This is a genomic window from Chloroflexaceae bacterium, assembly GCA_025057155.1.
GTDB lineage: Bacteria > Chloroflexota > Chloroflexia > Chloroflexales > Chloroflexaceae > JACAEO01.
On record JANWYD010000010.1, the window covers coordinates 90,632 to 109,327 of the forward strand.

At 66.4% G+C, this 18,696-nt stretch carries 16 protein-coding genes; 10 read left to right on the plus strand and 6 right to left on the minus strand.

Annotation, left to right across the window (positions count from 1 at the left end):
• Positions 1–41: 41 nt before the first annotated feature.
• From NZU74_10930 to NZU74_10955, 6 genes are all read right to left on the minus strand, one after another.
• Positions 42–1,238 carry an ATPase gene (locus NZU74_10930; protein MCS6881839.1) on the minus strand — a complete coding sequence of 399 codons (1,197 nt, stop codon included), beginning with the start codon at positions 1,236–1,238 and terminating at the stop codon, positions 42–44.
• Between the two features lie 102 nt (positions 1,239–1,340).
• On the minus strand, positions 1,341–2,582 hold the full coding sequence (locus NZU74_10935) for an ArsA family ATPase (protein MCS6881840.1): 1,242 nt from the start codon (positions 2,580–2,582) through the stop codon (positions 1,341–1,343).
• A 93-nt stretch (positions 2,583–2,675) separates the two neighbouring features.
• Complete coding sequence (locus NZU74_10940; GenBank protein MCS6881841.1) at positions 2,676–4,166, minus strand: hypothetical protein; 1,491 nt, start codon at positions 4,164–4,166, stop codon at positions 2,676–2,678.
• A 9-nt stretch (positions 4,167–4,175) separates the two neighbouring features.
• Positions 4,176–5,399 (minus strand): hypothetical protein, encoded by a 1,224-nt coding sequence (locus tag NZU74_10945; protein ID MCS6881842.1) that lies wholly within the window; start codon positions 5,397–5,399, stop codon positions 4,176–4,178.
• A 75-nt stretch (positions 5,400–5,474) separates the two neighbouring features.
• A complete protein-coding gene (locus NZU74_10950; protein MCS6881843.1) occupies positions 5,475–5,720 on the minus strand; it encodes a bacteriochlorophyll c-binding family protein in 246 nt (81 codons plus the stop codon).
• 114 nt (positions 5,721–5,834) lie between these two features.
• Positions 5,835–7,034 (minus strand): TRC40/GET3/ArsA family transport-energizing ATPase, encoded by a 1,200-nt coding sequence (locus tag NZU74_10955; GenBank protein MCS6881844.1) that lies wholly within the window; start codon positions 7,032–7,034, stop codon positions 5,835–5,837.
• A 623-nt stretch (positions 7,035–7,657) separates the two neighbouring features.
• On the opposite strand from NZU74_10955, the gene NZU74_10960 reads away from it, so the two are divergent.
• The 10 genes from NZU74_10960 to NZU74_11005 all read left to right on the plus strand — a co-directional run bounded on the left by NZU74_10960 (position 7,658) and on the right by NZU74_11005 (position 18,691).
• Positions 7,658–8,053, plus strand: coding sequence for a globin (locus tag NZU74_10960; protein MCS6881845.1), 396 nt, complete (start codon positions 7,658–7,660; stop codon positions 8,051–8,053).
• Positions 8,054–8,260: 207 nt separating this feature from the next.
• Positions 8,261–8,473 carry a hypothetical protein gene (locus NZU74_10965; protein ID MCS6881846.1) on the plus strand — a complete coding sequence of 71 codons (213 nt, stop codon included), beginning with the start codon at positions 8,261–8,263 and terminating at the stop codon, positions 8,471–8,473.
• Between the two features lie 92 nt (positions 8,474–8,565).
• Positions 8,566–10,302 (plus strand): heme o synthase, encoded by a 1,737-nt coding sequence (locus NZU74_10970; protein MCS6881847.1) that lies wholly within the window; start codon positions 8,566–8,568, stop codon positions 10,300–10,302.
• A 392-nt stretch (positions 10,303–10,694) separates the two neighbouring features.
• Entirely contained in the window at positions 10,695–11,123 is a 429-nt protein-coding gene (locus tag NZU74_10975; GenBank protein MCS6881848.1) for an iron-sulfur cluster assembly accessory protein, read from the plus strand.
• Between the two features lie 251 nt (positions 11,124–11,374).
• Positions 11,375–11,752: a DUF309 domain-containing protein gene (locus NZU74_10980; protein ID MCS6881849.1), complete on the plus strand. Its 378-nt coding sequence runs from the start codon at positions 11,375–11,377 to the stop codon at positions 11,750–11,752.
• Positions 11,753–12,286: 534 nt separating this feature from the next.
• Positions 12,287–13,294: a response regulator gene (locus NZU74_10985; protein ID MCS6881850.1), complete on the plus strand. Its 1,008-nt coding sequence runs from the start codon at positions 12,287–12,289 to the stop codon at positions 13,292–13,294.
• A gap of 21 nt (positions 13,295–13,315) precedes the next feature.
• Positions 13,316–14,155, plus strand: coding sequence for a methyltransferase domain-containing protein (locus tag NZU74_10990; GenBank protein MCS6881851.1), 840 nt, complete (start codon positions 13,316–13,318; stop codon positions 14,153–14,155).
• A gap of 320 nt (positions 14,156–14,475) precedes the next feature.
• Positions 14,476–15,753, plus strand: coding sequence for a hypothetical protein (locus tag NZU74_10995; protein MCS6881852.1), 1,278 nt, complete (start codon positions 14,476–14,478; stop codon positions 15,751–15,753).
• Entirely contained in the window at positions 15,725–16,678 is a 954-nt protein-coding gene (locus tag NZU74_11000) for a DUF58 domain-containing protein (GenBank protein ID MCS6881853.1), read from the plus strand. The genes NZU74_10995 and NZU74_11000 overlap by 29 nt, the downstream gene beginning before the upstream one ends.
• A gap of 150 nt (positions 16,679–16,828) precedes the next feature.
• Complete coding sequence (locus NZU74_11005; protein MCS6881854.1) at positions 16,829–18,691, plus strand: VWA domain-containing protein; 1,863 nt, start codon at positions 16,829–16,831, stop codon at positions 18,689–18,691.
• The last annotated feature ends 5 nt before the right edge of the window (positions 18,692–18,696 follow it).

An 18,696-nucleotide genomic window follows, 5' to 3' on the forward strand; every position in this document is an offset into this window, starting at 1 on the left:
TACGTAGCGTTCAGCTACGCGCTACCAACCGGCCTGGCGGCTCACTCCACCCAGAGCCGGAGAACCTCGCCTTCCACTCGCGCGCGCAGGCGGCCTCCTTCGGCGATGCCCGGCAACAGGATATGCCGGCGCTGCTCGCCCAGCCGCACCACCACTTCCTCGCTCACCAGCGCCAGGTCGAGGCTCTTGGGGTCCATAAACGGAATGTAGAGGCGCACTTCCCGTTCACCTACGGGCGGGCGGGAGGGCGCGGTTGGGCTGTAGATGTCACCATCGCGATAGAGCGCCGCGCCGCGCAGCGCCCATGTATCGCGGTCAGCGGGACGGGTGGGCAGCGGCCCTACCCGCAGATGCGGACGCACATCGCCGGTTTCGGGCGAGAACTCACGCCGCGAAGTTTCATCCACCTCGCTCAGTTGTCCGGCGACCACCAGTTCGTCCATCGCCAGACCGTGGAAGCCCAGCGCCATGAGCGCCTGGCGCACGGCTGGCAGGTGCAGTTCCTCGGGAGTGACAACCATACGCACGCGCGTGCCGGTGACGCCGTCGAAGCGGGCGCGGTGCTCCTCCAGGTTCACCCGCAGATCCTGGAGCGGGGCCAGTGCGCTCGGAGCGAGCAACGTGGCGGGGATCAGCGCCATCTCCTGTGACAGCCGCGAACGCCCCGGGCCGCGGTCAAGCCCGAAGACCAGCCGGAGCAGCCAGCGCAGGCTGTCGGGCAGACCCATCGAGCGGATGAGCGTATCGGGGGTTGGGCCGTCAAAGATGAGCAGGTCGAAGCGTCCCGTTTGCCGGGCCCGTTCGGCCACCAGCAGCGCGGCGGTGGCGTCCATGCCGGCGAAGGCGGGCAGTTCTTCGGAGCCGATCTCGCGCAGACGGTTGACGAAATTGCCTCGCAGGGTGCTGCGCACCTCTTCCCAGCGGTTGCCGATCTCCTCGATAGGATTGATCTCCATCGCCGCCAGGTGCGGTTCAAGTTCGAGGGGCCGTGAACCGAGGCTCTGTCCAAGCAGCGCACCGACCAGGTGCCCGGGGCCAACCGAAGCCAGCAACACGCGCGCGCCGCGGCGCGCGGCGTGGCAGGCCGTGGCGAGCGCTGCGGCGCTCTGCAAAAGGTTGTTATACGACGTAAACACCAGAATGCGCATGAAGTTGCCTGCGGTTCGCCCCCGCCCTCGTGAACGTAACGGGCGCACCGGCCGGGCGAAGAGGGCGGCGCGCCACCGATGGGTTGTCATTGGCTATTATGCCAGATGGCCAGCCAGACCGTCTGCCGGGCCGTGCAGGAACGCTCTTCCAGATGCCCCGCGCCGAACCCGCAACTCGCCATTGCCACCGCCTCAGGCGGCCTCGACCCGTACTTCGTCGGACTCGCCTACGAGCGGTTGGATGCATTCCTCAACCGTTTCGCGGAACTCCAGGCGCAGCACCCCGTCTTCATAGCGATGCTCGCCCAGGATGCAGTTGTAGAGAATGCGGGGCAGCGCGATAGTGCGCTGAATGCGCCCGACCGAAAGCGATAGATCCGGACCGCTGCGGGTCAGTTCGACCGCTTCTTCTTCATCGAGGAAGGGCAGGCGCAGACACAGTTCGTACTGTCCGCGCTCCCCCTCTTCGTTCCACTGCTCCAGCCAGATCGGGCGCTCGTCGTAGAGCACCGCCCCGGGGTCCGCCGTTCCAAACGTGGCGCGCCCGATCGCCTCGAGAGCCTTGACGCCGATCGGCTCGCCTTCCTGCAATACCGTGCGAAAGATCGGCGTCGGGGCGAAACTGGCGTCAATCTCGCGCAGGTAACCCTGCTGAAGGCGCACCCAGTAGTCGAAGTAGGGGCCGAGATCGGCGCGCCGGGGGAGAATCTTATTGACCATCACCGCGTCTACCAGCATGCCATAGAGGTTAAGGAAGGTGTAGGCGCGGCGCGTCTCCAGCAGCGGCAGCCGTTCCGGGTTGAGCACCAGACGCAGCGAGATCTCCGGGCTGAGCAGGAAATTGGCCAGTTGCTCCATCTTTTCCAGCAGGGCGCCCACCTCCTGGAAGAAGCGATCATCAGGCAAGTCGCGTTTGAAGGTGCGCGCGACATTGGCCAGGCCACGGTACACGCGGAAGAACTTCTTGCCGGCGTCACCGCCGATGATCATCTCCGGATAGGCCAGCAGGCGCAGAGTATTCCCGGTGGGAGCGGTATCGAGCACAATCGCGTCCCAGCGGCCGCTCTGCGCTTCCTGCATTACCCGTTGCAGGGCGAGAATCTCATCGAGACCAGGTTGATTGGCCAGTTCCGCCGCCGTGGAGCGATCAATGCCCCGGTTGGCGTAGGTGGAGGCGACGAACTGCTGGAAGCCTCCCAGGTTATGGCGCCACTCGTAGATTGTATCCACTTCCAGGCCATACAGCCCGGGGATAATCGGCGTGGGGCGGTCGCGGCTGATGGTTGTGCCCAGGGCGTCGGCCAGGGAATGGGCCGGATCGCTGGAGAGCACGAGCGTCCGGCGACCCATACGAGCCAGCAGCGTCGCCGTCGCCGCCGAGATGGTAGTCTTCCCGGTGCCGCCTTTCCCCGAGTAAATGATAACACGCGTCATACGTCCCCTGACGGTAGTTTGGCCCCTGCGGGCGCGCTTCGACGGAACGCCGCAGGTCGAAGCGCACGTGTGGCGCGCTTTGACCGACCGATGCTACTCTTCGTACTTTCCGTTGGCGCTCACGCCGGTTGTTTCCGTATCCCGTTCAACCCGGCTCACGGTGATCCGGCGCACGGGCGCCGCACGCGGCGCTTCGGTTGCCGGCGGCGCTTCGGTTGTCAGTGGCGCGGAGGCCAGGTCGTCCACCGGTGGCATAGCGACCTGCTCAGCCGCTGGCGGCGCGACGGCGGCCGGCTCGTCCACCGGCGGCGCCGGGTCAGACGGGGGTGCGGGCGAGTCAACACGCCGCACGCTGATGCTGCGACGCACCGGTTCGACGCGAGTCGGGGCCTCGGCGGGCGGTGCGGCGGCAGCCGGTTGCCGTGGCGGAGCGGACTCGATCTCAACCGGCGTGCTGGTGGACGCGCGGCGCACTGTTGCGCGCACCTGAATCCGCCGGGCCTGTCCGTTCTCGCTTTGAGGCTCATCAAGCGGTTCGGCGAACCGCACCGCTGCGCGAACCACCGGTCCGACAGGGGCCAGCGGGCCGCCCTGGGCTTCCTGTTGCGCCGCCACGTGGTAGAGGCCGCGCATGGCATTGCGGCGCACCCGTGGATCCTGCAGCCCGTTCACTAGTTCGGTCGCTCCGCTCACCGCGTCGCTGGCCCGACGCAGCCCGCGGGCCAGTTTGCGCGGCCCCTCAAGCACCAGACGCAGCGAGCGGCTGACATCATACATGCTAGGCTGTTCGGGCAGGGTCGGCAGGGAGCCGGCCGGCCCGGGCTGAGCGGTATACGTTCCACCGCTCCCGGCCGCTGCGGTACGGCGCTGGCTCTCGTAGGAGGCGATCAGATTGCCCGGCGTGGTTGGGGGCGTCAGGCTGGCGGCCGACTCCTTGTTCGCCCAAAACCGCCACCAGCGCGGGCGGCGCGTGCCGTTCGTCTCCGTGCCCGACTGGGGCGCCGCGGGCGGCAGCGGCTCAGGGGTGGTAAAGAACGGTTGCAGGGGCTGGCGCTCGACAACCGGGAAGCGCTCGACAAAGGCTCGCACCAGTTCGTCACCCGCAAGCCCGGCCACCACCTGATCGCCCACCCAGCGCACCATCTCGGCCAGGACGCTGACGTCGTCAAACGGCATGTAATCCAGCGTGTTGATCACCAGCCGTTCACCTGAGCCCGGCTCCTCGGCTGAACCGTTAATCACCACGCGACGGGTGCGCGGGGCCACCGGCGGCAGGCGGAAGGCCAGGGATACCCGACCGTGCCAGGGGTCCCAGGTTTCGGCACTGACAATATCAACGTCCTTCCATTCGAACCCATCTACCGTATCGTTGAAAAACCCGCGCGCCCAGGTAATTACCCGACGGTCGGTGAGAGCGATGTAATCCGAAAGGGCCAGGCCGCCGACGCGGCGGCGCTGCTCGTCCAGCAAAACGCCGTCGAAGAGCGCGAGGAGCGTCTCGCCCTCCTCGAGCAGCCCGCGGTAACGCAGCTCTTCAACGCTGGCCGCATTGACATTGACGCCGAGATACGGGCGAGTGCTCATAGTCGTTCCCTACTCTCGAGTTGTTACTGGCTCCACCCGCCCGGCGGCGGACGGGCGGCGCTCATCAGACGCTAAACGATCCGTGTGGCCGACGTCGCCGGCGCCGCTCCGGGCGACGGGAAAGGCGGGCGCCGCCGCGCCCCGGCGGCGCAGGGGAATATCGCGCCGGTCAGGGAATGGAGCGGGCGGGCTCGGGGCCGCGCGCGGGGGCTCGCTCTGCGGGGCGGGCGGCGTGGCCGACGCTGGCGCGGCCTCGGCGGAAGCGGGCGCGCGGCGGCGCAGAGGGATCTCGTGGTAACTGCGACCTCCCGGCGGCTGAGGCGCGGCGGGCCGTTCAGAGCCTTCGCGCGCCGCGGACGCGTCGGCCGGCGCCTCAGCGGCGACCGTCGCCGTCGAGGCCGGAGGCGCGCCCGTCTGGCGATTGAGCAGACTCATCGCCATCTGCTGCGCCACCGGGTTGTTCGACACCGTCATAACCAGTTCATTGATGGCGCGAACCGCATCGGCGAGATCACGCAGACTGCCATTACTCAGCACACTCAGATCGAAGGGCAGATCAGCTTCGCGCAATGATCGGCGCAGCGTATCCCACGCCGAGCGGGCGAGACGGCCCGCAGCGTAGACCTGGCCGGGGGGAAGGCTTGCCGGGTCCTGATAAAAGGCGGGGAGGGGCGCGCCGGGCGCGCTCGCGGCGGCGCCAACCCAGCGGTAGGGCGGTTCGCCGGGCCGCGGCCCGTCTGCGTGTCCAAAAATCTGCTCACTCAGCGCCGCGATCACTTCCGGGCCGGCGTCGCGCGCATCAAAGCCTGCCTCGAGCATGCTGCGGGCTGTTTCGCTGGCGGTGCGCAGCAGTTTCAGCCCGGCCTGCAGATCGGCAAGGGGCAGCAGGGTCAGCGTAAAGCGCTGATCCTCCTCGCCGGGGGCGGCGAAGCGCAGTTGCAACTGGGCGTGGAGCGGATCAAGCCCGCTCCCCTGCGCCTCGACCAGTTCAGCGAGCGGGAAGGCGCAGCAGAGGTGCTGCCCGTAGTCTCGCGCCCAGAGCACCACCCGCAGGCTGGTGATCAGGCAGTAATCGTGCAACGTCGGCCCGCTCAGGCGCCGACCGTTCTCATCGAGAAGGACGCCGTCAAGAGCGACGAGCACGTGCTCATCGTGCTCGATCACGTTGAGCATCTCGAGTTCGGCCAGATGGGCCGGAACAATCGTATGGCTATGGTAGAGCAGACTGATCATAGTGAGGCGCAAGGGATCTGGATACAGGATACCCGCTCGCGCGGCATACCCTGCATCCAGGCCCCTACCCTCCTGCTACCGGTTGAAGCGCGAACGAATGCGCTTCGGGCGGAAGCTGCCGACCTCGCGAGCGGTGTAGCCACTCTCGCCGCTGCCGCTGCGGGCAATGCCCGGATAGGCATTGCGGTTGATGTTCTCGACCGCGGCCGAGGTCGCCTGCAGCGCGTTCGACACCCATTGCCAGTGGCCCTGGAACATGATGTCGCCGATCTGAGCGACCTGCGCCGACGACTCCGAGAACCAGCCTCGTGTCACGGCCATGCGTACACCTCCTTAACCTAAATGGACACCCTATAGGCTACGGGGCGCAGCCCCGATAACCCCAGCCTGAGCGCGAGCAAGAACGGGCGGGCGCCCACGCCGTCGCGTGCCGCCCTACGATCGCACCCCGTTTGCCGCATAGAACGGGACGATCAGCCAGTCGCCGTCCATTTCGGCCTGGCCGGCCTCCTGGCCTGCCAGGCTGGTAGGCAGCGTGATCACCCGTCGAAAATCGCCGATCTGGATCACCAGTTCGTCGCCGTTCTGGAACAGATCGAGTTGATTGACATCGGCAAAGGGCAATTTCAGCTTCACCCGGTAGCTGCCGTCGTGCAGCTTGCTGATATCCATCGGCGCCTCGCGGTAAAGCACCGCGGTGGGATCGCTGTCGCCATAGATGTCTCCCCCCATCACGCGCAGCTTCTCCAGCCCCACCACCTCTTCGGCGTAGTAGGGCACCCGCCGGATGGGCAGGGGTACGAACGACTGCTCAACGTCCTGGAGGTAGCGTTGCTGGATCTCCTTCCAGTGGTTCAGATAGCCGCTGTCCTTCTCCACGGGCAGGATCTTGTTCACGATGACCATGTCAACGGTCATGCCATACATTGACAGGTATGTCAGGGCCCGCTGGCTTTCCTTGATGACCATCTTCTCCGGGTTCATCACCAGACGGATCGAGGTCTCGAGGGGGTTCGACAGCGTTTCGGTAACGCCCTCCATCTGCCGGAAGAGATCGTCTACCGCCTCGTAGACTTCCGACGGCGCGACCATCTTGTTCAGGCCGGGGGTGATCCGGCTCATCGGGCGGATCAGGGGCTTGATGAGATACTTCTCCGCGCCCCGCAGCATCCCTATCGCCCACTTGAAGCTCTCGGGGGCCGACAGCAGCCGCAGCGTCTCGCCTGTGGGCGCGCAGTCGATGACCAGGAGATCGTAGTCGCCCGCATCCTTGTGCTTCTTGATCCTGATGAGCGGGAAGGCCTCTTCCATGCCCGGCAGAATGCTCATCTCATCGGCCAGGATGCCCTCGACCCCCTGTTCGGCCATCAACTGCGAGAAGTGCTGCCGCACGATCCCCCAGTTGGCCTCAATGTCGTGATAAATGCTGACTTCCAGAGCGTCGAGGGTCGGGGTGATCCGTACCGGATCCGGCCCCAGCGGTCCTTCCAGATCCAGTGAGTCGGCCAGGCTGTGCGCCGGATCGGTGCTCATCACAAGCGTGCGCAGGCCCATATCGGCGGCGCGCAGGGCAGTGGCTGCAGCGACGCTCGTCTTGCCGACGCCGCCTTTGCCGGTGAAAATCAGGGTACGCATCGTTGCCTTTCCAGGTCGGAGCGCTCGACGAGTTGATGCAGGCGAGTATCAGGGGATTGGCCCCACGCCCGGGGCCAGAGTTTTTGCTTAAATGCCAAAACTATGCAGCAATAAGTACGGCCCTCCATCTGCTTGCTGTGGTGCAATAGTACCATGTTTATCGGGCAGTGTCAACAAAAGTTGCTCATATGCACGGAGGCCGCCGAAGGCGCTCCGAAGGGCCAGATGTGCCTCAAACCGTCGCGCGGTTCCTTCCGCGTCCGCCTTATGGTCGCCTCGTGGATGCCCGGCGCGCCGCCTTCGACTACGAGGCGCCCGGAGAATCGGCATGCACAGGGCCTTCCGCAGCGCGCTCCGGGCGAACCTTTTTGTCTTATTTGCAACAAGACCTGTGCCGTATTGCGCATGTCAGATCGCTGTACACGGATTTGCCGGCGCGCCTCGCAGCAAGGCAGAAAGTGAACGTTTCGCAGGTTTGCGCGCCGAACCTAATCGTCCTCCGGCTGTCGGGTGGCGTGCGCAGCTTCTTCTCTACCCTTCCTGCCCGGCGGGTTGACGCCTCCCATGGTACACTACCCTGGGCAAGGTTGGTAGAGGTGTAGAGTTAAGCCTACGCAACAGAGATGAGCGATCACCCCTCAATCTACGAGCAAATCGGCGGCGCGCCGATGATCCGGCGCATCGTTGAGCTTTTCTACGCCCGGGTCGAGCGCGATCCGCTGCTGCGTCCGATGTTTCCCGCTGACCTTGAACCGGGCAAGGAGCGGCAGTTCCTCTTTCTCTGCCAGTACTTCGGCGGCCCCGATGACTACCAGCGGCTGCGCGGCCACCCCCGGCTGCGAATGCGCCACGCCCCCTTCCCTATTGACCGGGCCGCCCGTGATGCCTGGCTCGCCCATATGCTGGCCGCCCTTGACGAGGCCGGCGTGCCCGAACCCGCTCGCACGGCCATGCGCCGCTACTTTGAGCACGCTTCCACGGCCATGATCAACCAGGCGCCCCTGATCCAGCCGTCCTGATGCTCTGCGCGCCATTCGAAGGGGGACGCAACCCTCCGGGTTGCATCACGGTGTTGAACCAGATTGCGAATTGATCACAGATCGTTAAGATCTGCGAACCGGTCTGCCGGGGCCTTGCTTCGTTCGCCCGGCGCGTGCTATAATCCGCTGCAAACTTGTGAAGAAACGCACGAGGTTGGCGCCGGAGTTTCTGGAAAGTGAGGGCCTGTGCTTGCCCATATCCTCTTCTGGCTCATTGCAATCGTCTTTGTCACCGGTCATGCGCTGCTGGTGCGCTCGGCCTGGCGCCTCCGGCGCCCCTCCGTTCAGCCGCCCGACCGCGTCCCGCGCAGCGACCCGCGCGGCGATCTTGGCTGGACGCTGGTAACCGCCGCCGCCACGGCGGTGATGTTCTACGCCGCCTATGCCGCCCTGCCCTGACGGCGGGCTGGCTGATGCTTCCGTTCTTGCCGCAGGATAAGGTCGGGCTCCCCTGTCCCGGCGGTCTCGCTGTCTGATAGTGGTTCCCTGTTATGCCTCACATTACTGTGCGCCGTCTGACCCTCATCGGCGCAACCGCCACGCTGCTGGCTATTGCTTCCGGCGGTCTCGTAACCGCCACCACGAGCGGCGCCGCCTGTCCGGGGTGGCCGCTCTGCGCCGATGGGGTTGCGTGGTCTGCCGGGCCGGCTGTCTGGATCGCCGTCGGCCATCGGGTCGCCGTGTTGCTCGCCGCGCTGCTGGCGCTGTGGGGCGCCGTCCTCGCCTGGCGCGCCCGCGAGCTTGAGACCCGGGTGCGGCTGCCCCTGCTGCTTGCTCCCCTGCTTGGCATGCTCCAGGTCGGCCTCGGCGCGCTGATCGTGCAGTGGCGTCTCTTCAGCGCCGCTGATGTGTGGCATCTGGCGCTGGCGCTGCTGGTGCTGGCCTGCCAGGTGGTCCCGCTGGCCGTACTGGCGCAGCCGCGGGCTGAAACGGGCCGGCTGGGCGCGCGCGCCGTCCGCGAAGCCCGTCGCCTGCGCGGCCTGGCCTGGTGGACCGCCGGGGCCGTGGGGGTGCTCACCGTGGCCCTCAGCGCGCGCGCCGCCACGCCGGGGGCCAGCGCGGCCGCGCTGCTGCCCGCCAACGCCTTCGGCGCGCTGGCTATAGCCGGCGCGCTGGCAAGCGGGACGTTCTGGCAAACCTGGCGCACGCGGCGGGGCGATCGTCTGCTCCTGGGCATGGCCGCGCTCCTGGCTGCGCTGATTGCCGCCGAGAGCCTGGTGCTGGTCCTGCCGCCTGCGGCAGCCGGTTTTGGCGTGGGCCTCGGCGCGGTGGTGTGGAGCCTGGCCCTTGCCCTGGCCGTACTGGCGGAGCGCCGCCCGGCGCCGGTCGCCGCGCTGGCGGCTCGCGTCGAGGCCCGGCGCGAGCGCACATCGCTCATCAGCGACTACCTTAGCCTCACCAAGCCCAGGGTGATCTCGCTCCTGCTCGTGACCACCCTGGCGGCAATGTATATCACCGAGGCTGGCGCGCCATCGCTGTGGCTGGTGTTCTGGACGATGGTTGGCGGATATCTGGCCGCAGGCGGCGCCGGGGCGATCAACTGCGCCTTTGACGGCGATATTGACGTGAACATGGGCCGCACCAGCCGCCGGCCGGTGCCCAGCGGGCGCATCACTCCGCGCAATGCGTTCATCTTCGGCCTGGCGCTCAGCCTCCTCGCCGTGGCGGTGCTGCTCGTCTTCACCACTCCTCTGGCAGCGCTGTTCGCGAGCCTGGGCATCGTCTATTACGCCCTGTTCTATACCCGCTGGCTCAAGCGCAGCACCTGGCAGAACATCATCATCGGCGGCGGCGCGGGGGCGATCCCGCCCCTGGTGGGCTGGACGGCCGTTGCCGGGAACTTGAGTCTGGCCGCGGTGGTGCTCTTCGCCATCATTTTCTACTGGACGCCGCCGCACTTCTGGGCGCTGGCCCTGGTCAAGCAGAAGGATTATGCGCGAGCGGGGGTGCCGATGCTGCCAGTAGTGGCGGGCGAGGTCGAAACGCGCTGGCAGATCCTGGTGTACTCGACGCTGATGGTGGCCTTGAGCGGCCTGCTCACTGCGATTGGCGCGATGGGATGGGTGTACTTCGCTGCGGCGGCCCTGCTCGGCGCTGTGTTCTTGCGCTACGCCTGGCTTGTCTGGCGCCGGGGCGATCAGGCCAGCATCTGGGGGCTCTATAAGTACTCGCTGCTGTATCTGGCCTTGCTCTTTGCGGCCATGGCTCTGGACCGGGCGATCTTGTAGCTGGTTGACTCCTGCGAGACTGCGTCTCTGCCAGGGCGCTACGCATGACCCGAATGTCACAACCGGTTGCGCAGGCGGTTGCCCAGGACCGCGTCTTGATGCAGAGGGGCCGGTTCCGCCCCTGAGGCGCTAGCGGAGCTTCAGGCGTCGCTGCGTACACCGGCATGGGCAGGAAGGTCGGGGGGCCGCGCCCCTCCCTCCTTATGGGTGATGCACAGGCAGGGACGAGACTCCGGGGTCCTCGCGGCATATGAGGCGGCGGCGCCTGTTCCGAAAGCTTCTTTTCAAAAGTGAGGGCTAGCGTTTTTTGTGCATAACATGTTATACTACGCGCGAAGAATCCCTTCCGGCGCGGCCGGGACGTGACGGATTCGACGAGGAGGTAATCATCTATGACCACGATCGGGGATAATCTGATCGGCACCCAACCGGCGACCGTTCAGCCTATTCTGAGCGTTAGCGAGCTGGCATCGTCGCGGCTGCTTGCAATGATGCGCGAGAAGGGTCTCGAAGGCTATGCCCTGCGCGTCTTCGTTTCCGGCGGCGGCTGCTCGGGGTTGCAGTATGGCATGACGTTTGATAATGAGACTCTCGAGGGCGACAACGAATTCAGCACCGGCGGTCTGCGTGTGCTGGTTGACCGGATCAGCGCCGGGTATCTGATGGGCGCTTCGATTGATTACGTTGACAGCTTGATGGGCGGCGGCTTCAAGATCGATAATCCCAATGCAGTTTCGAGCTGCGGGTGCGGGCACTCCTTCCGCACCGCGAGCAGCGGCGACGCGGGCGCGAGCGGCGGTGGCTGCAGCTCCTGCGGTTGAGAGCCAGTCCGGACCACCGGATGATTTCGATTGCCGTTCGCCAGGTCTTGAGAGCGACCGACGCTGTTGTCACAGCTCGAAGAATACGCGGATTTGCACTCCTGCGGCTGTCCGGCTTGCAGAGTGGATGAGGTGCGGAGGGCGGAAGGCCCTCCGTTACCCTTTTTACCTTGTCCGCGCAGGGCGCGCCCTGGCCCGGCGTGGCGTTGCTTGCCGGTGCGTCAGGTGTATGCAGGTGGATCCGGCGGGCCGTGCCTCTCGACCCTCTCTGGGTGCCCATTCGTTTTGCGATGTACGCCCCTGCCTACCTTGAAGGCATTCGCCTCTTCAATGCTGGCCAGTACTGGCATGCCCACGAGCAATGGGAGCTTTGCTGGCGTGCAGCCAGCGGCGACGACGCCCTATTCTACAAAGCGATCATTCAGGCCGCCGCGGCGCTGGTAAAATGGCAGCAAGGCAACACCCGCGGTCTGGCGCGCAACTGGGCTAAGAGTCGGGCCCGTCTGGACCAGCTTCCCGACCGTTTTCATGGCCTTGATCTGGCCGCCCTCCGCGCTCAACTCGATCTGATCTGCTCCGGCGCCAGCGACGCGCCGCCGCTGTTGCATCTCGATTCTTCACCATTGTGAACTGTGAACGGCCATACGGTGCACCTCTGAATCATTACTGCGCAGCCAGCCCGCGTGGGTTAGCGCAGAGGGTGATTGGGAGCACGCGGTCCGCTTTCACCCTGCCGCCGCGGTTTGCCAGGCGCCTGGCCTCCGCTTGCCCTTCCCGCTGGGGCGAACATGCGGCCAGACAGGCGCAGTTTTCAAGAGTTGATCAAAAAAGTTAAGAAATCACGAGGTATGGTATAGTTACAATGTGGAATCATATGTAGGGTATGCTGTTTCGGATGACTGCCGGGGTCAGAATGACATCGCGAAGGCTCGCAGTGTTTTCGTAAGCCATCCTAATGAGCTTCTTTGCATTTTCCAGACCGGTAGCGTCCATCAACGCTACGGTATAGGGGCCAGACACGCCCGTGCGCGCGGGCTGACGCCCCGGCAGGAGCGTCACCGTCGGCGCCGCTTTCACGGGCGTCTCTGTCGATCGTGCTGCCAGTCGCGCACGCCAGGAGCCTCTACCAGGACGCTTATGCTGCATGCCAGAAAGGGACTGAGGTGTCAGCGAAAATACTCGTAGTGGACGATGATCCAGCGATCCTCGATCTCCTGGTGCGCATTCTTAAGCGTGATGGGTATCAACCAATCACAGCGGTGAACGGTCGCCAGGCGCTGGATCTCGTTGAGCGAGAAGCGCCTGACCTGATCCTGCTGGATGTCACCATGCCCGTCCTGGATGGCTTCTCCGTTTGCCAGCAATTGAAAGATAACGAGGCCACAGCGCTCATCCCCGTGACGATGCTCACCGGGTTGGATGATCGCGAGCACCGGCGGCGCGGCCTGGAGGTGGGCGCCGACGATTTTTTGACCAAACCGTTTGAACAAAGCCTGCTCCGCGCACGGATCCGTTCTCAGTTGCGGATCAAACGCCTCACCGACCAGCTCGAACGCACCGAGAACGTGATTTTTATGCTGGCCCTGGCGGTGGAGGCCAAGGATGCCTACACCGAGGGCCATCTGCGGCGTCTGTCGAGCTACAGCGAGCAACTGGCCCAGGCCATTGGCCTGAGCGCCACGCAGGTGCGCGCCATTCGTTTTGGAGGCTTGCTGCACGATATCGGCAAGATCTCCATTGACGACGCCATTCTCCGCAAGCCTGGCAGGCTTAGCCCGGAAGAGTACGCGCAGATCAAGCTGCACCCTGAGCACGGCGCGCGGATCGTCTCGCAGATGCGCTTCGCGCCCGATGTCTGCCCGATTATTCGCCACCACCACGAGCGCTGGGACGGCAGCGGCTATCCCCTCGGACTGCGCGGCGAGGAAATCCCCATTGGCGCACGTATCGTCGCCATCGTTGACGCCTACGATGCCATGATGACCGACCGGCCCTACCGCCGCGCCCTGGGTCGCGCCGAGGCGCTGCGCCGCCTGCGGGAGGGCCGGGGGCGTGAATGGGACCCCGTGCTGCTTGATCGCTTCCTGGAGTTGATCGAAACAGGACGACTGGTAGAACCCGTCGAGAGCGGGGTGCATACGTTTGATATGCTGTGCCAGCCAGAGGAGTAGAGGGCTGGCGCCGGGTGAATAATGTACGCTGAGGCGCTGGAATATCTCACCAGTCCCCATCATCCTGATGCGCCGCTGGTGTTGGAGCCGGATGAGCGGCGGGCCGACGACGGCGAAATTGTCAGCGGCGTATTGCGTTGCCCGGTCTCTGCGGCACGCTACCCCATCGTCGAGGGCATCCCCGATCTGCTTGGTCCCATCCGTTTCCCCGAGAGTCTGACTCAGGCGCTGAATCTGTTGCCGCTTACCGCGTGGGGCTACGAGCGCACCTGGCGCCCGAATGCGCTCACGCTGCTGACCGGCGAGCCATTTGGCTATCAACGGGAGCTGTCCCTGATCACTGCCATGGCCGCGCCGGAGCGCGGCGGGCTGATGGTTGATGTGGCCTGCTCAAATGGACTGTACGCTCGGGCGCTCGAGCATGCCCGCGGGGACACGCCGGGCCATGTGCTGGGGATTGACTACGCCATGCCCATGCTGCGACAGGCACGCGCCTTTGCCCGCGCCGAAGGGCTGCGCATCAGCTATGTGCGCGCCAGGGCCGAAGCGTTGCCCTTCGCCGCCGGGACGGCGTCGGTGCTGGCAATGGGCGGTTCGCTCAACGAGATGGGTAATCAGGCTCGCGTGCTGCGCGAGCTGCGACGGGTGCTCGCGCCTTCCGGGCGAGCGGCGCTGATGTGCCTGGTTCGCGACGAGCGCGCTCCGGGCCGCGCCGTGCAGTCTTTCCTCGGTCTGGCAGGGGTGAACTTTCCCACCCTGGAGCAACTGAACCACGCCTTCGCCGTCGCCGGCCTGCGTCTGCGGGCCCAGTGGCGCTACCGGGTGGTGGTGTTTAGTCTGCTCACCGCCGATGCGGTCTGAACACAGGAAATCTCGTTTCTCCACGCCTCCGGCGACAGAGGATCCGAGACGACGTTGCCTTCCTGGGCAGTCTGTAAAGTAAGTTTCCTGGCATCTCCACCCCCCTTCCAGCCTCCCCCCAACGGGGGGAGGCGCCAGGCGCCTTCTCCCGGCGGGGAAGGGTTAGGAAGAGGGTTGGGATTTAGCGAAAAACTTCGTTCACAGACTGCTGAAAGTGCCTTTTCGATATTCTGCGCGGCGCAGCCGCATAACGATAACAATCGTCTCATAGGCGGCATTTCGCATTGACGGGGCGTGAGTGTCACGGGTATACTGCAAGGGTGCGACACACGCTACAGCTTCAGCTTGATCGGCTTGCCAGCGACCGCTGGGCGCGGCAGGGCGTGCGTATCCTTTTACGCGCGACCACGCTGGCCCTGTCTCTGGTGTGTCTGGCCCTTGGCGCGTATCTGCTCACCGGCCAGCCCCTGCGCTGGACGCTGATCGGCGCTGCAGCCCTGACCTGTATCGCTCTGGGGGCCGCGCTGGTGCTGCGTCCGCGCATGCGCGCGGTTGAAGTGGCGCGCCGGCTTGATCGCCGCTTCCAGCTCCACGAGCAGTTGACCACCGCTCTTGAGGTTGGCCCGCAGAGCGAGGGCGTCGGAGCGCACCTGTACGACCAGGCCCGGCGCACCCTGGCCCAGATCCGTCGCCAGACGGCGGCGCGCCAGCGCTTTCCCTGGTCGGAACTGGCCCTGGTGGTCTTCCTGGCCGTGCTCATGGCCGGTCTGGCGATACTGGCGACGATTGAGACCGAGCGCCTCGTGCCGCCCGTTGAGCCGCTTCCGGCGCTGAATCGCCCCCCCGATCCAGCCGCGCGCTTCCCCCAGGAGCCGTTCCAGCCGCCACCCGGCGACCAGACCTCCAACGACCCTGGCGTGGCCTCGGCGCTTGCGCCCAGGCCGGGAGACGCCGCGGCACTGGCCGCCCTGGCCAATGCGTTGCGCGACCAGAGTCTGACACGCCCCGTCGCCGAAGCGCTGGATCAGGGCGATGTCGCCGGCGCCGCCCGGCAGTTGCGCGAGCTGGCCGGGCAGGCCGGGCAGATGTCCGTCGGGGCGCGCGGCGATCTGAGCCAGGCCCTGCGGGAAGCTGCCGCACAGACGGCGCCGAGCAACCCTGACTTTGCCGATCAGGTGGAGCAGATTGCCGATAATCTCGACGCCGGTGAGGCTCAGGCGGCCGAGGCGCTGGAGCGCCTGGCGGAACTGGTGGAGCAGGCTGGCGCAGGATCTCAGGCCGGCCAGGCTACGGGGGAGCAGGCGGGCCAGCCGGGCGCGAGCGGCGGGGGCGCCGGGCAGGGCAGTCTGCCCGGACAGCAGCGTGAGCGTAGCCAGCGCCTCGGCGTTGAGGGGGTGCCTCTCGAACTGGCTGGCGCCGGCCCCGGCGACGCCCCGGCGCCCGGCGCCGCCGATCAGGCTGCGGGTGCGGGCGGCCCGGCAGGGGCGGGAGGCTTCGCCCGTGGCAGTCCGAGTAGCGAGCGGATTGCGGTTGATGCCGACCCGCTGCGTATTCCCGGTGATCTCCGTGATGTGGTTCAAGACTATTTTTCGCCGTAAGCCGGCTGCTCCCCTCGGCCCGGGAAGCGCCACGATACCCTCGGCAGGGCGGCTGTTCGATGAGGCTTTTCTGCGGCGCCTCGAACGGATGAGCATGCAGGCCCGGCGCACCCTGCGCGGCAACCCCTCCAGTGGCGAACATCCCAGTCGCCGCCGCTTGCCGACCACTGTATTCAGCGAACATCGCCCCTACACCCCCGGCGATGATGTGCGCTACGTGGACTGGAACGCCTATGCTCGCCAGGAACACGTGCTGCTCAAGCTAGGCGAGGCGGAGCAAGATGTGCACGTGCATCTCTTGATTGACGCCTCACGCAGCATGACGATAGGCGACCCGCCACGCCTGCGGCTGGCCCAGCAACTGGCGGGCGCGCTGGGTTACCTGGCCCTGGCCCATAGCGACCGCCTGCACGTGGCGCCCTTTGGTCAGCAGGCGGGGCGATCCTTCGGCCCTGCTCAAGGTAAGAGCCGCACGGTTGACATGTTCCGCTTTATTGAGCGCATCACTCCCCAGCCCGATACGCGGGTGGGGGTCGTCCTGGCCGACTATGCCCGCGCCCATCCGCAGGGCGGGTTGCTGGTGCTCTGCTCCGATCTGCTCGCTACTGATAGCCTGGAGGCAGGCCTACGCGCCCTGGCCCCGCCGCGCTGGCAGGTGCTGGTCCTGCACCTGCTCGACCAGCGCGATCTGGAACCAGGTCTGCAGGGGCCGCTGGAACTGGAAGATAGCGAAACGGGCCAGCGTCTGGCAGTGACGCTCGATGAGGCCACTCTGCGCGCTTACGTTCGCGCCGCGCGCGAATGGCGGGAGCGGATCGCCGGGCTGTGCGCTCGTCGCGGCGCGCGCTACGCGCCGATCATGAGCCACTGGCCGCTCGAACGGCAGATCATCCCCTACCTGCACGCGCGCCGCCTGCTGTCGTGAGGCAATCTAACCGGATAACCTGGTTGTCCCACAAGGTGTATGCCAGTTTCTGTTGCTATCGAGCGCATACGCATCATTACCCGGTCTTACCGGGAAGCGGCAAGCTAAAATCCAGAATCCGAAATCCAGAATCGTGTACGAGGGCGCCAGATGAGTTTGCTCGCCCCCCTCGGGTTACTGGCACTGTTGACCCTGCCGGTTATTGTCATTCTGCACATGCTGCGCGAGCGGCGCCGGCGGGTGATCGTGCCTTCACTGTTGCTCTGGCAGTTGCTGCCTCAGAGCCATGCCGCGCGCCAGCGACGCCGGCTTTCCATCACCCTGCTGCTGCTGTTGCATCTCCTCGTCGCCGCGCTGCTGGCTCTGGCCCTGGCGCGCCCGCAGTGGGACGGAATAGGCTTCGGGGGCCAGCGTCACCTGGCCCTGGTGATTGACACGTCGCTCAGCATGGCCGCCCCGGCGCCCGGCGCGGGCGGCAGCCGCCTCGATGCCGCGCGGATCCGCGCCCGGTCGCTGCTTGCCGCCTCTGGCGCGAGCAGCGCCACGCTGATCGCTGCCGGCCCGCAGGCGCAGGTCATTGACGGTGATGCCGGCAATGGCGCCCGGCTGGTCGCCGCCCTTGCCCGGCTGCAACCGGCCGGGGTGGGGAGCGACGTGGCGGGTGCGCTGACCCTGGCCGAAGCCTCCCTGCGGGGCCGTCCCAACCCCCAGATCATCGTGCTGACCGACGCGGCCCTTCCGGCGCTCGCCGGTGAACTCGCCACGCGCGCGGCGACCGTTCCCATTCGCTGGGAGACGGTGGGCGGCGAGCTGGACAATCGCGCCATCGTCGCCTTCGCGGCGCGACCGCGTTCCGGCACCGGCCCGGTTCAGGTGTATGCGCGGGTGGCGAATTACGGTGGCGGAGCGCTACGCACGGTGGTGCGTTTGTACGGCGACGACGCCCTGCTCGATGCTCGCCCGGTCATGTTGCGGCCCGACGGCGAGGTTGAGTTAACCTGGACAGTGCCGCGGGGCATCGGGTTTTTGCACGCGGAAGTGGACGGCGATGACCCCCTGCCTGCCGATGATCGCGCCGATCTGAGCCTGGCCGCGCATCGCCCCGTGCGCGCGCTGCTGGTTTCCGAGCAGCCAGCCGCCCTGGAGCGGGCCCTGCGCGCCGTGCCCGGTGTAGAGCTTACGGTGGCAGCCCCATCCGAATATCGGGACAATCCGGCGGATCTGACCATCTTCGACGGGTTCCTGCCAGCGGCCTGGCCCTCCGGCGGCGTGCTGGCCATCCATCCGCCACGCGACGCGACCTTACTCGCCGCCGGACCACCCGCGCCGATTTCCGGTGAGGTGGCCATCACTCCGGCGGGGGCGGATCTCCTGGAGGGGATCAGTCTGGGGGCGGTGGAGTTCGGTCCGGCCACATCGGTAACTCCTCCCGCGGAGGCGGTTACGTTGCTGAGCCGGGCCGGCCAGCCGTTGATCTTCCGCTGGCGGTTCGCCGATAGCGTGATCGCGGTCTGGGCATTCGACCTCTCGCAGGGTAATCTGACGACGCGGCTGGCCTTTCCCCTGCTGGTGGCCCGCACCGTGCGCGATCTGACCCCCCCGGCCGCCCCGGCTTCGACTCTGGCCGGGACGACTTTGAGCCTGCCTGTGGATCCCCGGGCGACCGTGGTGGAGGTGACCGCGCCCGATGGCACGACGACCCCGGTGGACGTCGGGCCCGAAGGTCGCGCACAGGTCACATTTAACCAGATCGGGCGCTACACCCTGGTGGAGCTGGCAGGCGACCGGCAGTTGTATAGTGCCCGAGTAGGGGTGAATGCCGGAGCAGCCTCGGAGTCTGATCTGCGGCCCCGGCCTGTGCCCGGGCCGGTGGCGGCGCCGTCGCCGCGTCGTGAAGGTGATGAAGCCGCGCAACCGCTCTGGCCCTGGCTGGTGGCGGTCGCGCTCCTGGTAATCCTCGGCGAGTGGGTGTATGTGCACGCTCGCCGGTCGCGCGCCTTTGCCGAAAGCTGAACGTG

Coding starts and splice junctions, on each gene's coding strand:
- NZU74_10930 (MCS6881839.1), bottom strand. CDS start 1,238: ATGACAACCCATCGGTGGCGCGCCGCCCTCTTCGCCCGGCCGGTGCGC.
- NZU74_10935 (MCS6881840.1), bottom strand. CDS start 2,582: ATGACGCGTGTTATCATTTACTCGGGGAAAGGCGGCACCGGGAAGACT.
- NZU74_10940 (MCS6881841.1), bottom strand. CDS start 4,166: ATGAGCACTCGCCCGTATCTCGGCGTCAATGTCAATGCGGCCAGCGTT.
- NZU74_10945 (MCS6881842.1), bottom strand. CDS start 5,399: ATGATCAGTCTGCTCTACCATAGCCATACGATTGTTCCGGCCCATCTG.
- NZU74_10950 (MCS6881843.1), bottom strand. CDS start 5,720: ATGGCCGTGACACGAGGCTGGTTCTCGGAGTCGTCGGCGCAGGTCGCT.
- NZU74_10955 (MCS6881844.1), bottom strand. CDS start 7,034: ATGCGTACCCTGATTTTCACCGGCAAAGGCGGCGTCGGCAAGACGAGC.
- NZU74_10960 (MCS6881845.1), top strand. CDS start 7,658: ATGAGCGATCACCCCTCAATCTACGAGCAAATCGGCGGCGCGCCGATG.
- NZU74_10970 (MCS6881847.1), top strand. CDS start 8,566: ATGCCTCACATTACTGTGCGCCGTCTGACCCTCATCGGCGCAACCGCC.
- NZU74_10975 (MCS6881848.1), top strand. CDS start 10,695: ATGACCACGATCGGGGATAATCTGATCGGCACCCAACCGGCGACCGTT.
- NZU74_10990 (MCS6881851.1), top strand. CDS start 13,316: ATGTACGCTGAGGCGCTGGAATATCTCACCAGTCCCCATCATCCTGAT.
- NZU74_11000 (MCS6881853.1), top strand. CDS start 15,725: ATGTGGTTCAAGACTATTTTTCGCCGTAAGCCGGCTGCTCCCCTCGGC.
- NZU74_11005 (MCS6881854.1), top strand. CDS start 16,829: ATGAGTTTGCTCGCCCCCCTCGGGTTACTGGCACTGTTGACCCTGCCG.